The organism is Tsuneonella amylolytica (assembly GCF_003626915.1).
GTDB lineage: Bacteria > Pseudomonadota > Alphaproteobacteria > Sphingomonadales > Sphingomonadaceae > Tsuneonella > Tsuneonella amylolytica.
On the sequence record NZ_CP032570.1, the window covers coordinates 687,308 to 702,631 of the forward strand.

The following is a 15,324-nucleotide window of genomic DNA, read 5'->3' on the forward strand; positions in this document are numbered from 1 at the left end:
CCGTTCGCCGATCTGCGGCCTCATCCGCGTTCCTCCCGCACGGCATCGGCGAGTCCCGCGGCCCAGCGGGTGATGTCGCCCGCGCCGAGGCACACGACGAGGTCGCCTTCGCCGAGCGTACCGGCCAGTTCGCGCGCCAGGTCGCCCTCGTCGGCGACGGGCGCCGCGAAACGATGCCCGCGCGACTTGAGGCCGGCCACCAGCGCGGCGGAATCGGTGCCCGGGATCGGGTCCTCCCCCGCGGTGTAGACCGGCGTCACGTAGACCCGGTCGGCATCGTTGAAGGCAGTCTGGAAGTCGTCCATCAGGTCGCGCAGCCGGGTGAAGCGGTGCGGCTGGACGACCGCGATCACCCGCCCCCCGCTCGCCCCGGCGGTCTCGCGCGCGGCGGCGAGGACGGCGCGGATCTCGACAGGGTGGTGGGCATAGTCGTCGATGATCGTGGCACCCGCCACTTCGCCCACCCGGGTGAAGCGCCGGCGCACCCCGCCGAACTGCGCGAAGCCTTCGCGGATGACGTCGTCGCCGCAGCCCATCTCCAGCGCCACGGCGATCGCGGCGAGCGCGTTCTGGACGTTGTGCCTGCCCGGCATCGGCAGGCGCACGTCGGCGATGCGGCGATCGTCGGCCTGGTCGTTCGCGCCGCGGCGGCGGACGATCACGTCGAACCGGCTGCCGCCCGCTTCCGGCACCACGTTGACCGCGCAGACGTCGGCCTGCAGCGAGAGGCCGTAGGTCACGACCTTGCGGTCGCGCACCTGGCCGATCAGCGCCTGCACCTCGGCATGGTCGATGCACAGCACCGCCGCGCCGTAGAACGGGACGTTGTGCACGAATTCCACGAACGCGCGCCGCACCCCGTCGAAACCGCCGTAGTGGTCGAGATGTTCGGGATCGATGTTGGTGACGACCGCGATCGTGCCGTCGAGGCGCAGGAAGCTGCCGTCGCTCTCGTCGGCCTCTACCACCATCCAGTCGCTGTCGCCCAGCCGGGCGTTCGACCCGTACTGTTCGATGATGCCGCCGTTGATGACAGTGGGATCGACCTTGCCGGCATCGAGCAGCGCGGCGATCATGCTGGTCGTCGTGGTCTTGCCGTGGGTGCCGGCCACCGCGACGGTGTTCTTTAGCCGCATCAATTCGGCGAGCATTTCGGCGCGGCGGACCACGGGGATGCGGTTTTCCAGGGCGGCGACGACTTCGGGGTTGGTCCGCTTCACTGCGGTCGAGGTGACGACGACGCCCGCGCCCGCCACGTTCTCGGCCCTCTGGCCCACGTGCACGGTGATGCCGCGTTGGCGCAAACGTTCGACCGTGGCGCTTTCGCCGAGGTCGGAGCCTTGCACCGCGTAGCCAAGGTTCGCCATCACTTCGGCGATGCCGGACATGCCGATCCCGCCGATGCCGACGAAGTGCACGGTGCCGATGTCGGTGGGCACGCCTTTCATGCGGCGGCCCCTTGCCCCACCGGCGCGCCCTGGCTGGCGCCGCGGGCGTTGTTGCCGCCCACGCGGATGACGTCCATCAGTTCGGCTCCGCCGAAGCTCTCGACGAGATCGGCGAGGTCCTCGACCGCCCTGGGCCGGCCGCAGTTCCAGGCGGCGTGCGCGGCGGTGGCGAGCGTTTCGGGACGCTGGGCGAGCGCCTGAATCTGCTTGGCGAGTTCCTTGGCGGTGAACTTCTCCTGCCGGATCATCCGCGCCCCGCCGGCCTTCACCATCTCGCGGGTATTGACCGCCTGGTGATCGTCGGTCGCGATGGCGAGCGGCACGAGGATCGCCGGACGCCCGACGGCGGTCAGTTCCGCGATCGTGCTCGCCCCGGCACGCCCGATGAACAGATGCGCATCGGCGAGCCGGGTGGCCATGTCCTCGAAATAGGTGCCGAGTTCGGCCGGAATGTCGTGCTCGCGGTACCGGGCGCGCACCGCGTCGATATCCTCCGCGCGGCACTGCTGGGTCACCTGCAGCCGCTGGCGCAGCGCGGGAGGGAGCATCGAGAGCCCATCGGGCACGACCTCGCTCAGGACGCGGGCACCCTGGCTGCCGCCGGTAACCAGCACGCGCAGCAAGCCATCCTCGACGAACGGCGGGAACGGCTCGTCGCGCAAGGACAGGACTTCCCGCCGCACCGGGTTGCCCACGAGGTGCACCTTGCCTGCGAATTTGGGCAGGAGGCGCGCGACCTCGGGATAGGCGGTGGCGATCGCATCGACCTTGCCGGCGAAGAAGCGGTTCACCCGGCCGAGCACCGCGTTCTGTTCGTGCACCACGCTCGGCACTTCGGCCGCCATGGCGGCGAGCAGGGCCGGGAACACCGGGTAGCCGCCGAAGCCCACGACCGCGCTGGGCGCGAAGCTTTCATAGAGGCGCAGCGCCATCGCGCGGCCTTCCACGATCGCCCGGATCGCGGCGGGCCACTTCAGCGGGTTCTTACCGAGCTTGCCGGCGGGGATCACATGCGCGGGCAGAAAGTCGGGCTTGCCCGGCAGCTTCGCGCCCCGCTCGTCGGTCACCAGCGCGACGTGGTGGCCGCGCCGGTGCAGCTCGCCCGCCAACGCGAAGGCGGGGATCAGGTGCCCGCCTGTGCCCCCGGCGGCCAGGACGAAATGGCGGCTCGCGCCCGTCATGCGTTCAACTCCTTCGCGATGAGAGCCTTCAGGCCCGGCGTCTCGCGGTAGAGGAAGGGATTGCGCCGCGTCAAAGCCACCAGCAGCCCGACCGCCAGACAGACCGCGATCGTCGACGAACCGCCGTAGCTGACCAGCGGCAGCGTCATGCCCTTCGACGGGAAGAGCTGCAGGTTGACGAGGATGTTGATGAACGCCTGCCCGCCGATCTGAGTGACGAGCCCGGCCGAGGCGAGCAGCGTGAACAGGTCCTCCTCGTCCACCAGCCGGGTCAGCACGCGCACCACGATGGCGAGGAACAGCGCCACGATGATGGCGCACGCGACGAGGCCGAATTCCTCGCCGATGACGCTGAAGATGTAGTCGGTATGCGCCTCGGGCAGGTTCATCTTGCGGATCCCAAGCCACAGGCCGGTGCCGGTCCAGCCGCCGTTCAAAAGCGTGCGGCTGGCAAGATCGACCTGGTCGAACGCGGTGCCGCCGCCGAGGAAGGCGTCGATGCGGTGGCGGGCGTTGTCGTAGAGGAAGTACGTCGCGGTCACCGCAACCATCCCTGCCCCCATCAGGATGCCCACGCGCTTCAGCGGAATGCCGGCCAGCAGCACGATCACGAACCACACGCCCGCGAACAGGATCGTGCCGCCGAAATCGGGCTGCAGCATCATCAGCGCGGCGACGAGGCCCATGATGCCGGTCACGGTGGCAAGCACCGGCAGATTCGGGTCGCGCGAACGCCAGCTGACGATCCACGCGAGCAGGATCGCGAAGCCTGGCTTGAGGAATTCGCTAGGCTGGAAGCCCGCGATGCCGAGGTTGATCCACCGCTTCGCCCCGTTGATCTCGCTGCCGATCACCGGGACCAGCAGCAGGAAGCCGATCATCAGGGCCGACAGCAGGATGCCCGCCCGCCGCGCATTCTCGCGGCTGAGCGCGGAGGCGGCGAACAGCACGACAAGGCCGACCGCCTGCCAGCGCACGTGCGCCCAGTAGAAATAGAGTTCGGGCAGAGTGATGTTGCGGGTGGAGAGGCGATGCGCGCTCGCCGGGCTGGCGGCGAACACGGCTGCGGTGCCGATCAGCATGAGCAGCAGGATAAGGCCGAGCAGCACGCGGTCGATCTCGCGCCACCAGATCTTGACGTCGGCACGCCAGCCGCCGGGCCGGCGGGCCTGCGCGGGCAGGTTGGCGCCGCTGCGGGGGATGTAGGGCCGCTCGGTCATGCGGCGTTCTCGCAGGGGTTGGCGGCGGGGTCGTCCGACAACGCCTCGACGAACTGGCGGAAGCGGTCCCCGCGCTGTCCGTAGTCCTTGAACTGGTCGAAGCTGGCGCAGGCGGGGGAGAGCAGCACGACATCGCCCGGCACCGCCGCCGCCATCGCCGCGCGCACCGCCTCGCACATCATCTCGGCGCGGACGACGACGGGCACGCGTCCTTCGAGCAGTTCGGCAAAACGCGGACCGGCCTCGCCGATAGTGTAGGCGGCCTTGACGTTGGCGAGGTGTTGCTCGGTCGCGCCGAGCCCGTCCTCCTTGGGCAGCCCGCCGACGATCCAGTGGACACGCGGGCCGTTGCCCTCGGGCGGATAGGCCGCGAGCGCGGGGGCGGAACTGTCGGTGTTTGTCGCCTTGCTGTCGTTGACGAACAGCACGCCGTTGTGCGTGGCGACCCGCTCCATGCGGTGGGGGAGGCCGGTGAAGGTGCGGAGGCCGTGATCGATTTGATCGTTCGCCAAGCCAAGTGCACCGCAAACGTCAACGGCGGCCGCGGCATTTTGCATGTTGTGGGGGCCCTGCAGCGATGGCCATTCTGCTTGCCGCGACAGCATGCCAACTGGATCGTTCGTAAACCAGCTGCTCCCAACGCTGTTGGGCGACCGCTCCACGTCGCGCGCCTCGTCCCCATCGAAATGATAGACCGCGTCATGATTGTTAGACTGCATCTCAAACAGACGCAGCTTAGACCTCTTATACGCGTCGAAATCTGCGTACCTATCCAAATGATCCGGCGTCACATTGAGCAGCACCGCCACATCGCAATCAAGCGAGTAGGTCAGATCGATCTGATAGCTCGAAAGCTCCAGCACGTAGACCCCGCCCTCCGGAAGCGGGTCCTGCGCCAGGATCGGCAGGCCGATGTTGCCGCCCATCGTGGTCGGCACGCCAGCGGTCTGGAGGATGTGGTGGACCAGCGCGGTCGTGGTGCTCTTGCCGTTGGTGCCGGTGATGCCGACGACCTTATGCGGCGGCAGGCAGGCGCGGGCCTGGGCGAAAAGTTCGATGTCGCCGATCACCGGAACGCCGAACTGCGCGGCGCGCGCGGCGATCGGGTGGGTGTTGAGCGGCACGCCGGGCGAGACGACCACGCCGTCGTATCCGGTGAGGTCGATCTCGAGCGGGTCGGCGAGGCGCACGTTCGCCGGGTCGACCTTCGCGCGCGCGTTGTCCTGCCGATCCCACGCGGTCACGTGCGCGCCGCTCGCCACCAGCGCCTCGACCGTCGCCAGCCCGCTCCGCGCGAGGCCGAGGACGGCGTAGCGTTTGCTCGAGAAGGCGGGGCTCGTGATCACCGCAGCTTCAGCGTCGCGAGGCCGATGAGCGCGAGCACGATCGAGACGATCCAGAACCGGATCACGACCTTGCTCTCGGACCAGCCGAGCTGTTCGAAATGGTGGTGGATGGGGGCCATGCGAAACACGCGCTTGCCGGTCCGCTTGAACCAGAACACCTGGATGATGACCGACAGAGCCTCGAACACGAACAGCCCGCCGACAACCGCTAGCACGATCTCGTGGTGGCTGGCCACCGCGATCGCGCCCAATGCTCCGCCGAGCGCGAGGCTCCCCGTATCGCCCATGAAGACCGCTGCGGGCGGCGCGTTGAACCACAGGAATGCGAGCCCCGCCCCCATGATCGAGGCGCAGAAGATCGCCAGCTCGCCTGCGCCGGGCACGTGCGGGATACCGAGATAGGCCGAATAGTCCGCCCGTCCGGCGAGGTAGGCGATGATCGCGAACGTGCCGCTGGCGATGATCACCGGCATCGTCGCCAAGCCGTCGAGCCCGTCGGTGAGGTTCACCGCGTTGCCCGCGCCCACCATCACCAGCGCCGCGAAAACGAAGTAGAACGGCCCCAGCGGAATGCCCTTGCCCACCAGGAACGGCACATAGAGGAACGTGCTGATCTGGCTGACCACGATCCAGCTGGCGATGCCCGCGACGACGAACTCCATCAGCAGGCGGACCTTGCCCGACACGCCCTTGTGGCTCGCCTTGCGCACTTTATCGAGGTCGTCGAGGAAGCCGATCGCGCCGAACCCGACGGTCACCGCGATGCATGCCCACACGAACGGGTTCCCGAGGTCCATCCAGATGAGCGAGGCGGCGAGCAGGCTGACGAGGATCATCAGGCCGCCCATCGTCGGCGTGCCGCGCTTGGCGAAATGGGTCTGCGGCCCGTCCTCGCGGATCGGCTGCCCCTTGCCCTGCCGCACGCGCAGCATGTCGATCATCCGCGGCCCGATGACGAGGCCGATGACGAGCGCGGTCATGATCGTCGCGCCGGCGCGGAAGGTCTGGTAGCGGACGAGGTTGAAGAGCCCCTCGAACTGCATGTACTCGGCCCAGAGATAGAGCATCGAACCTCAGCCCGCCCGTTCGGCGAAATGCGCGACCACCCTGCCGAGGCCGACCGAATTGGAGCCCTTCACCAGAACCGCATCCCCCCCGGTCAATCCGAACGCCTCGAGCGCCGCGATCGCCTCGCCAGGCCCGTCGCAATGCGCGAAGCCGTGGGGGTGCACAAGCTGGCCGCCGGTCGCTTTCCCCAGTTCGCGCGCCAGAGCCGCCATTTCCGGCCCGACCAGGATCGCGTGATCGACCCGCGCGTCGGCCAGCGGCTCGGTCAGCTGCGCGTGCATGGCGGGGGCGAAGTCGCCCAGTTCCTTCATGCTGCCGAGTACCGCGATCCGCCGGGTTGCGGGGGTCTGGCCCAGTTGCTTGAGCGTGGCGCGCATGCTGGCGGGATTGGCGTTGTAGCTTTCGTCGATCAGCAGCGCATGGCCGCCGGGCACCGCGACCCGGTGGCGCGCGCCGCGGCCCTTCAGTCCGCCCATTTCGCCCAGGGCAAGGCCGGCCGCGGCCAGATCGCCGCCCGCCGCCTGCACCGCCGCCATGACGGCGAGCGAGTTCATGATCCAGTGATCGCCGGGTTCCGCCACCGAATAGACGAGGCGGGTGCCGCCGATGTCGGCCGTCACCAGCGAACCGCCGTTGGCGCTGGGGATCGCGTCGAGCAGCCGCGCCTGCGCATGGGCCGCGCGGCCGAACGCGACGACTTTCGCGCCTGCATCGCGCGCATGGACGAGCAGCCGGTCGTAGTGGACGCTGTCCGCCGGGATCACCGCTGTGCCGCCGGCCTCCAGCCCCCCGAAGATCTCGGCCTTGGCGTCGGCGATGGCTTCTTCGCTGCCGAGGTTCTCGATGTGTGCCGGGGCGATCGTGGTAACGACCGCGACGTGCGGGCGGACCTGCACGGTCAGCGCGTCGATCTCGCCGGCATGGTTCATGCCCATCTCGAACACGCCGAACTTCGCGCGCCCCGGCATCCGCGCAAGGGACAGCGGGACACCGACATGGTTGTTGTAGCTGCGGACGCTACGGTGCGCCGCGCCGCGGCTGGCGCGGTCGAGCGCGGCGAAAATAGCTTCCTTGACCCCGGTCTTACCGACCGAACCGGTTACGCCGATCCGCACGGCATCGGCGCGCGCGCGGGAAGCGGCGGCCAGCGCGGCGAGCGCCTCGCTCGTATCGGCAACCAGCACGTGCGGCCATTCGACCGGCTCGCTCACCAGCGCGGCGGCGGCTCCTTGCGCGAAAGCGCGGTCGACGTAGCGGTGCCCGTCGGTCGCCTCCCCCTTCAGCGCCACGAACAGGTCGCCCGAGCGAACGTCGCGGCTGTCGATCTCGACCCCGGCGCACTGGAACGCGCCGCTGGCGGTGCCGCCGGTGGCCGCGGCGATTTCCTCGGCGGTCCACAGCGCGAGGCGCAAACCGTCGCGCTTCTCGCGCGGCCAGGCGCGCAGGGCATTGTGCCGGGTCATGCCGCTGCCGCCTCCCGCGCCACGGTCACGTCGTCGAACGGAAGTATCCGCATGTCCTCTCCACGCCCCACGATCTGTCCCTGTTCGTGTCCCTTGCCCGCGACGAGGACGATGTCGCCCGCCTGCGCCAGGCTAACGGCGGTGGCGATCGCCGCCCGCCGGTCGCCGATTTCCCGCGCGCCGACCGCGCCTTCCATCACCTGCCGGCGGATGGCCGCCGGATCCTCCCCGCGGGGATTGTCGTCGGTGACGATGACCACGTCGGCACGCTCGGCGGCGGCGCGGCCCATCTCGGCGCGCTTGCCCTGGTCGCGGTCGCCGCCCGCACCGAACACGACGATGAGCCGCCCGCGCGGATCGTCCGACACGTGGGGGCGCAGCGCCGCGATCGCGGCCTCCAACGCGTCCGCGGTGTGGGCATAGTCGATATAGACCGGGGCGCCCGCGCGATTGAGCGCCGCGCGCTCCAGCCGGCCGCGCACGGGCTGCAGCCGCGCCATCGCATCGAAGGTCGCGGCCGCATCGCCGCCGGTCGCGATAACGAGACCAGCCGCGACGAGCGCGTTGGCGGCCTGGTACGCACCGATCAGCGGCAGCTTCACCGTCCGGGTCGTCCCGGCATGCTCGATCACGAGCTCCTGCCCGAGCGAGGAAGGGGTGCGGGCGACGAGACGAATCCCCTTTTCCGGATCACCCCCGCCGCCCACTGAACACACGCGGAGACCCCTCCGCCGCGCGTGCTCCTCAGCTCGATCGGCCCATCCATCGCCGTCTCGCCAGATCACCGCCGTGCCGTCCTCGGCCACGACCTCGTCGAACAGCCGCATCTTGGCGGCGAAATACGCGTCCATGTCCGCGTGGTAATCGAGATGGTCGCGGGTGAGGTTGGTGAACGCCCCCGCGGCGACGCGCAGCCCCTCGTTGCGGAACTGGTCGAGCCCGTGGCTCGAGGCCTCGAACGCGACGTGGGTCACGCCTTCGCGCGCCAGCCCGCTCATGTTGGACAGGAAAGTGACGATGTCGGGCGTGGTCAGCCCGGTCGAGACGCTTTCGTCCGGGGTGGTCACACCCAGCGTGCCTATCGAGGCGGCGCTGATGCCCGCCATCCGCCACAGCTGGCGGGTCATCTCGGCGACGGATGTCTTGCCGTTGGTCCCCGTCACCGCGACGATCGTCTCCGGCACCGGCGTGAAGAACTGCGCGGCGAGCTGGGCGAAGGCGCGGCGCGGGCGCTCGTCGGCGATGTGGAGCGCACCTTCCACGGCCGTGCCGGGCCGCGCCACGACCGCGACGGCACCGCCGGCCACGGCCGCAGGAATGAAGTCCTCGCCGTTGACCCGCGCGCCTTCGAACGCGCCGAACACGGTGCCGGGGGCGACCTTGCGGTGATCGATCGCGAAGCCGGTGACGGTCGCATCGGCGGCATCGCCGGCATCGAGGCCGGCGGCGGATGCAAGCTTGCCGAGCTTCATTCGCCGCGTCCCCTGGGCACGAGCGGCGCAAGATCGGTGAGGTCCACGTCGCGGGTGCTGTCGGGCGCGACGCCGAGCATCGGGCCGATGCGCGGGACGAGGCGGCCCACCACCGGCGCGGCGTTCCACGCGGCAGTCCGCTGGAAGCTGCTGGCGACCGTGCCCTGCGGTTCGTCGAGCATGGCGATCACGACGTAGCGCGGGCGGTCCATCGGGAACGCGGCGGCGAACGTCGCGACGATGGCGTTCTTCTTGTAGCCGCCGGCGACCGGCTTTTCTGCCGAACCCGTCTTGCCGCCGACGCGGAAGCCCGGCGCGTCGGCGTTGCGACCCGTGCCGTAGACCGCGATCATCCGCAGCAGCTGGTTCATCCGCGCGCTGGTGCTCGCCTTGAAGACGCGGCGGCCCTTGGCGGCGTGACCGGGCGCTACCTTGTGCATCGTGGCCGGGCGCCAGATGCCGCCGTTGACCATCGCGGCATAGGCGCTCGCGAGGTGAAGCGGCGTCACCGCGATGCCGTGGCCGTAACCCACCGTCATGCCGCGCAGCAGCGGCCACTTGCCGCTGGCCCACAGCGGATACCCCTTGGCCGGCAGCTCGATATAGGGCCGCTCGTTCATGCCGAGATCGGCCATCGTCTTCTTCAACCGGTCCGCGCCCAGATCCTGCACGATGTGCGCGGTGACCACGTTGGACGAATGGATCAGCATTTCGGGGGTGTTGAGCGAGTCGCCGAGCGGATGACTGTCGCGAATGGTGAAGCCGCCGATGGGGAACGGCCGCGCCGAATACCGCTTCGACATGTCGCGCACCGCGCCCGCGTCGATCGCGGCGGCGACGGTCAGCGGCTTGAAGGTCGAGCCGAGTTCGTAGACCTGGTTCGTCACCCGGTTGAACATGTTGGCGACGCCGGCCTGGTCGATGTGGTTGGGGTCGAATTCGGGCAGGCTGGCGAGCGCGAGGACTTCGCCGGTGTCGACGTCGAGCACGATGCCGGCCGAACCCAGCGCGTTGGTCGCGCGCATACCCTTGGTCAGTTCGTCTTCCAGCGCGCCCTGGACCCGCACGTCGATCGACAGCGCAGCAGACTGGCCCCGGGTGGCCGGATCGCTCAATTGCTTGTCGAGCACGGCTTCCATGCCGACCCGGCCTTTGCCGTCGGCGCCGACATAGCCGAGCACGTGCGCACCCATCGACCCTTGCGGATAATGGCGGTCGGTTTCCTGCGGCAGCTCGAGCGCGAGTTCGCCGATGGCCTGCACCTTGTTGGCTTCTTCGGGCAGCACCCGGCGGCGCAGGTACCCCGCCTTGCCCTTGGCCAGCCGGTCGGCAAGTTCGGTCTCGTCGATGTCGCCGAAGATCGCGGCGAGTTCGCGTGCGACTTCCTTGGGCGACTTCACCAGCGGGCTACCGCCGCCCAGCGCTTCGGGATTGTACCACAGGGCGAAGGCCGGGAAGGCGCGGGCGAGCGGCTCGCCGTTGCGGTCGGTGATCTCGCCGCGCGGCGGGAGCAGGGCGTCCTCGAACGAGGCCGACGCGCGCGCAGGATCGGTGAAACCGAGGTATGCGATCCGCACCACGGCGGCGAACGCCAGTGCCGCGAACAGGACGGCGACCAGCAGCACCCGCATCCGCGCGACGCCGAGCGAGACCTGCCGCTCCGTCACGAGCCGGGCGCGGCCCGAATAGATCGCGGTGCTGACGGTCAGCGCGTTCACTGGTCGCCTCCGCCGAGGAAGTCGCCACCGTCGGCCAGCTTGTCGGCCAGCGAGGCTTCGGCGGTCGGCATCTTCACTGGCTTGCCGGTCAGCGGCGAAACCATCGCGGGGAAGTGCGCTTCGGTCTGGTCGTCTTCGGCCCGGGCGACGCGGATCGGCGTGGGTGCGGCGACGTCGCGCCGCTCACCCAGTGCGGCCAGCTGGCGCTCGCCTTCGAGATACTGGTCGGCGGTGGGCGCCTGGTAGCCGAAATCGACCGCGTTCCACTGCGACAGTTGCTGCTGGCTCGCGCGGGTTTCGAATTCGGTTTCGAGCAGCGTCTTCTCGCGCTGGAGCGAGACGATCTGCCGTTCGGCGAGGCGCACCTGGCTCTTTACCGAATTCACCTTGAACGTGAGCCCGACGAACAGCGCGAAGCACAGCGCGAGGGTCACGAACCAGCCGAGCTGGCGCAGGCGGCTGCCGGCGGCCCTCATGCGACCCTCCCGAGCGCTTGGCGCGCCGGCGCATCGGTGCGGACCGCATGGCGCAGGGTGGCCGAGCGGGCACGCGGGTTGCGCGCGGTCTCGGCGTCGGTCGGGCGGATGCCTTTCGACACGCGTGCGAAGGTGGGCACGGGACCGCTCGCCTGCGGCAGGTGACGCGAACCACCGCCCTGTCCCGCGGCATCGCGCAGGAAGCGCTTGACAATCCGGTCCTCGAGGCTGTGGAAGCTCACCACCGCCAGCCGGCCGCCCTCGCTCAAAAGCTCTTCCGAAGCGTCGAGCGCGGTTTCCAGCTCCTCGAGCTCGGCATTCACATGGATGCGCACGGCCTGGAAGGTGCGGGTGGCCGGATCCTTCGGCGCACCGGGATGATGGCCCAGTGCCTTGCGCACCACGCTAGCGAGGTCGCCGGTGGTTGCCAGCGGGCGCGCGGCGACGATGGCGCGGGCGACGCGGCGGCTCTGGCGTTCCTCGCCGTAGGTGTAGAGCACGTCGGCGATGGCGGTCTCGTCGGCCTCGTTGAGGAAATCGGCGGCACTCGGCCCGTCCTGGCTCATGCGCATGTCGAGCGGCCCGTCGGCGGAAAACGCGAAACCGCGCTCCGCCCGGTCGAGCTGCATCGACGAGACACCGATATCCATGACGACCCCGTCGACCCGCGCCACACCCGAATCGGCGAGCGCCTTAACCATTTCGGAGAACCGGCGCGGATGGAGAACCAGCCGGGGCGGGTTTTCCGCGGTCTCGGCCCACTTTTCCCCCGCTGCGATGGCATCGGGATCGCGGTCGAACGCGTGCACGGTCGCCCCGGCGTCGAGCAGGGCGCGGGTATAGCCGCCGGCACCGAAGGTGGCATCCACGATCACTTCGCCCGCGCGCGGGGCGAGCGCGGCGACGACCTCATCGAGCAGGACGGGAATGTGGGACGCGCTCACTTGGCCTTCCCCTCGGCCAGGAACTGCGTGCAGGCGGCCTTCGCGGCGGCCCAAGCGTCGTCCATCCGCATCAGTTCGGCGGGATTCCAGATCGTGAATTGGCGACCGCCGCCCTGGAAGAACATGGCATCTTCGATGTGGCCGAGCTGGCGCAGGTGGTCGGGCAGGACGAAGCGACCCGAATCGTCGAACGACACCTGCGTGAAACCGAACAGCTGCTGGGCACGCACGTCACGGTCGAACTCGTCGCCGCCGCGCTGCTCCTCACGGTCGAGCTGCGCCTCGAGCTCGTCCATCCGCGACAGGCCGAAACCGACGAGGCAGTCGAACCGCGCGTGCTTGTCGAGGCAGAGGATCTTGTCGCCGTCGCTCGACGCCTTGACGGCCTTGCGGAACAACGGAGGCAGCACGAACCGACCCTTGTCGCCCGCCGGCGAAAAGGCCTGTCCGCTGAAACCGTTGAACGGCGCTGACGCCACTGGCCGCAATCCCCCGCATCGAAGTCCCCACCGGACACGCCTTTCCCGTCGCCGCCCGCGCAGCTGCGGGCAGCCCGCTGCGGAGAGTCGCGGCGGTGACGGAATCTGCCTGTCCGATGGAACGCGGTATTAACTTTCTTGCGTCCGGGATGGAAGGGCAAAATGCGGGAAAATGCGGGAGAGCACGGTTAATCGCGTGTTTTCCCTGTGGACAAACGGGCATGTCGGGCGCGCGATTTTCCACGCCGCCCCTCGGGCGGACGCCGGTTTCCAGCAATTTCCCGTGGGTCGGTTGAACGGCGTCAGTCGAAGGCGCGTTGGACAAGCCTGTCGAGGGCGCTGGCACCGTCCATCCGCCCGGTTTCCAGCATCGCGGCATCGGCCACGATCGTCGCCCGGCCCTTGCCGATCGTGCAGGTGGCGAGGAGGCCGCCGTCTTCGATCCGGCAGTCGCTGCCGACCCCGCCCTCGATACGGGCGAGCGTGCCCGGCAGGCGGACGGGCACCTTTCCTCCGCCGAGCGCGACCATGCGGACGGCTTCTGGCTGGTCTTCGTCGAACCGCAGCTCGAGGCCCCAGTGGCTCAGGATAGGAGACAGCAGGACGATGTCCTGCGGCCGGCGCTTGTCGCCCAGCGCGAAGCGCGAATGTTCGGTCAGGAAGGGATCGGCGAACAGCAGCAGCCGCCCGCCGCCACGCACCCATTCGTCGAGCGCGACGTTTTCGGCCGGCGCGAGCGGACGCGGCTGCGCCATGACGAGCCGCTTGAGCGAGGCAAGATCCTCCCCGTCGAGCGCATCGAGCGGAACCAGCCGGTAGTCCGCCTCGAGCGCGGTACGAGCCCAGTGGGTGCCGCCGTGCCCTTCCCCCGAATGATCGCCGTCGTCGTCGCCGTCCGACGGACCGTCGAGCACTTGCGAGAGGTCGTCGGTTTCGCGCCAGTAGATCGGCAGCGAGGTGAAGAGGGCCAGCGCCGGCGCGTTTGCCTGCCGGACCGCGGGCATCGGTTCGGCATCCCGCCCGGGCAGCGCCCATGCCGCGATCCCGCCGGTGATCGCCAGAACGGCGGCGGCGAGCGCCAGCCGCGCCTTACCGGCCATCGACACCCTGCGCCCCTGCCCCCGCTGCGGGGGCCGGAGCGGCGGCGGGGGCGGCCGGCAGAGCGGCGTCTTCCGTCGGCAGATCGGGCGTGACGCCGGCATCGGCTAGGGGATCGACCGCCGGGGCCGACGGCACCGCCTCCACCGTCGCGGCCGCTTCGGGCACCGCCCGCTGCTCGGCGAGCTTGGCCCGGTCCTCGATCACGTTGGCGAGGCCCACGATGAGGATGATCCCGACCAGCAGCGACACGCCCACCTGCAATCGCTGCAGCGCCTGCGCGCGGGTCCCGCCGAGCGGTGTGGTCGCGGCATCGTCGGTAATGTCCGGGCGGGTCGCCATCGCCTTCAAGCTAAACGACGCACGCCGCCAGTCAATCTGCGGACGGATCGGGCGCATCGCCTGCCTTCAGCCAGTCGAACACGGGCAGCGACTTCGACGCCAGCCAGTCGGCATTGTAGAGCGTGGAGAGATAGCGGAAACCGCTGTCGCACAGGATCGTGACGACCCGGCTGCCCTTGCCGAGCTGCCGCCCCAGCGCCACTGCCCCCGCCACGTTGATGCCCGATGACAGGCCGAGGCACAGGCCTTCTTCCCGCAGCAGCCGCGCGACCCACTCCAGCCCTTCCTCGTCCGACACGCGGAACTGGGTGTCGACCGGCGCGCCTTCGAGATTGCCGGTGATGCGGCCCTGTCCGATCCCTTCGGCGACCGAACTGCCCTCGCTGGCGAGCTCGCCGGTCGCGAAATAGCTGTAGAGCGCCGCGCCGTGCGGATCGGTGAGCGCGATCGTCACCGCCTCGTCGCGGTCCTTCAGGCCCATGCCGACGCCGGCCAGCGTTCCGCCGGTGCCCGCCGCGCAGGTGAATCCGTCGATCCGGCCTTCCATCTGCTCCCAGATCTCCGGCGCGGTCGTCTCGATGTGCGCCTTGCGGTTGGCGGTGTTGTCGAACTGGTTCGCCCAGATCGCGCCCGGGGTCTCCTCCGCAAGTCGGCGACTGGTGTGGACGAAGTGGTTGCAGTCGGCGAACTTGGTCGGCGGGACGGTCACCAGTTCCGCGCCCAGCGCGCGCAGGGTGTCCATCTTTTCCTTCGACTGGTTGTCGGGCATCACGATGATCGTGCGATAGCCGAGCGCATTGCCGACGAGCGCCAGGCCGATGCCGGTGTTGCCCGCGGTTCCTTCCACGATCGTGCCGCCGGGCTTGAGGTCGCCGCTTTCCTCCGCGTCGCGCACGATGCCGAGCGCCGCGCGGTCCTTCACGGAGCCGCCCGGATTCAGGAACTCGCACTTGCCGTAGATGTCGCAGCCGGCCGCCTCGCTCGGCCCCGCGAGCCGGACGAGCGGCGCGTTGCCGATGAGGTCAAGGGTATTGGCGCGAACCGGTAAATGCATGGCTCCGAGCTAGGC

General features: G+C 69.5%; 14 protein-coding genes. All 14 read right to left on the minus strand.

Translation table 11 applies throughout. From position 1 onward, the window contains the following. Nucleotides 1–20: 20 nt before the first annotated feature. A complete protein-coding gene (gene murC, locus D4766_RS03515; RefSeq protein ID WP_120716201.1) occupies nt 21–1,448 on the minus strand; it encodes a UDP-N-acetylmuramate--L-alanine ligase in 1,428 nt (475 codons plus the stop codon). Then, nucleotides 1,445–2,629, minus strand: a complete 1,185-nt coding sequence (murG, locus tag D4766_RS03520; protein ID WP_120716202.1) for an undecaprenyldiphospho-muramoylpentapeptide beta-N-acetylglucosaminyltransferase — start codon at nt 2,627–2,629, stop codon at nt 1,445–1,447. Before murG ends, murC begins: the two co-directional genes overlap by 4 nt. Then, nucleotides 2,626–3,849 (minus strand): FtsW/RodA/SpoVE family cell cycle protein, encoded by a 1,224-nt coding sequence (locus D4766_RS03525; RefSeq protein WP_120716203.1) that lies wholly within the window; start codon nt 3,847–3,849, stop codon nt 2,626–2,628. The genes murG and D4766_RS03525 overlap by 4 nt, the downstream gene beginning before the upstream one ends. Continuing rightward, nucleotides 3,846–5,195: a UDP-N-acetylmuramoyl-L-alanine--D-glutamate ligase gene (murD, locus tag D4766_RS03530; protein ID WP_120716204.1), complete on the minus strand. Its 1,350-nt coding sequence runs from the start codon at nt 5,193–5,195 to the stop codon at nt 3,846–3,848. Before murD ends, D4766_RS03525 begins: the two co-directional genes overlap by 4 nt. Continuing rightward, the gene (mraY, locus tag D4766_RS03535; protein ID WP_120716205.1) at nt 5,192–6,262 is read right to left on the minus strand and encodes a phospho-N-acetylmuramoyl-pentapeptide-transferase; all 1,071 of its coding nucleotides are present in this window, start codon (nt 6,260–6,262) and stop codon (nt 5,192–5,194) included. The genes murD and mraY overlap by 4 nt, the downstream gene beginning before the upstream one ends. 6 nt (nt 6,263–6,268) lie before the next feature. Then, nucleotides 6,269–7,726: a UDP-N-acetylmuramoyl-tripeptide--D-alanyl-D-alanine ligase gene (locus tag D4766_RS03540; RefSeq protein WP_120716206.1), complete on the minus strand. Its 1,458-nt coding sequence runs from the start codon at nt 7,724–7,726 to the stop codon at nt 6,269–6,271. Then, complete coding sequence (locus D4766_RS03545; protein ID WP_120716207.1) at nt 7,723–9,198, minus strand: UDP-N-acetylmuramoyl-L-alanyl-D-glutamate--2,6-diaminopimelate ligase; 1,476 nt, start codon at nt 9,196–9,198, stop codon at nt 7,723–7,725. The genes D4766_RS03540 and D4766_RS03545 overlap by 4 nt, the downstream gene beginning before the upstream one ends. Beyond that, complete coding sequence (locus D4766_RS03550; RefSeq protein WP_194955787.1) at nt 9,195–10,916, minus strand: peptidoglycan D,D-transpeptidase FtsI family protein; 1,722 nt, start codon at nt 10,914–10,916, stop codon at nt 9,195–9,197. Before D4766_RS03550 ends, D4766_RS03545 begins: the two co-directional genes overlap by 4 nt. Beyond that, complete coding sequence (locus D4766_RS03555; protein ID WP_120716208.1) at nt 10,913–11,392, minus strand: hypothetical protein; 480 nt, start codon at nt 11,390–11,392, stop codon at nt 10,913–10,915. The genes D4766_RS03550 and D4766_RS03555 overlap by 4 nt, the downstream gene beginning before the upstream one ends. Next, nucleotides 11,389–12,336 (minus strand): 16S rRNA (cytosine(1402)-N(4))-methyltransferase RsmH, encoded by a 948-nt coding sequence (gene rsmH, locus D4766_RS03560; protein WP_120716209.1) that lies wholly within the window; start codon nt 12,334–12,336, stop codon nt 11,389–11,391. Before rsmH ends, D4766_RS03555 begins: the two co-directional genes overlap by 4 nt. Further along, on the minus strand, nt 12,333–12,815 hold the full coding sequence (locus D4766_RS03565) for a division/cell wall cluster transcriptional repressor MraZ (protein WP_162935644.1): 483 nt from the start codon (nt 12,813–12,815) through the stop codon (nt 12,333–12,335). The genes rsmH and D4766_RS03565 overlap by 4 nt, the downstream gene beginning before the upstream one ends. 302 nt (nt 12,816–13,117) lie before the next feature. Then, complete coding sequence (locus tag D4766_RS03570) at nt 13,118–13,921, minus strand: motility-associated ABC transporter substrate-binding family protein (RefSeq protein WP_162935645.1); 804 nt, start codon at nt 13,919–13,921, stop codon at nt 13,118–13,120. Next, nucleotides 13,905–14,255, minus strand: coding sequence for a hypothetical protein (locus D4766_RS03575; protein ID WP_120716211.1), 351 nt, complete (start codon nt 14,253–14,255; stop codon nt 13,905–13,907). The genes D4766_RS03570 and D4766_RS03575 overlap by 17 nt, the downstream gene beginning before the upstream one ends. Nucleotides 14,256–14,286: 31 nt before the next feature. Next, nucleotides 14,287–15,309 (minus strand): cysteine synthase A, encoded by a 1,023-nt coding sequence (locus tag D4766_RS03580; protein ID WP_120716212.1) that lies wholly within the window; start codon nt 15,307–15,309, stop codon nt 14,287–14,289. Between the last annotated feature and the right edge of the window lie 15 nt (nt 15,310–15,324).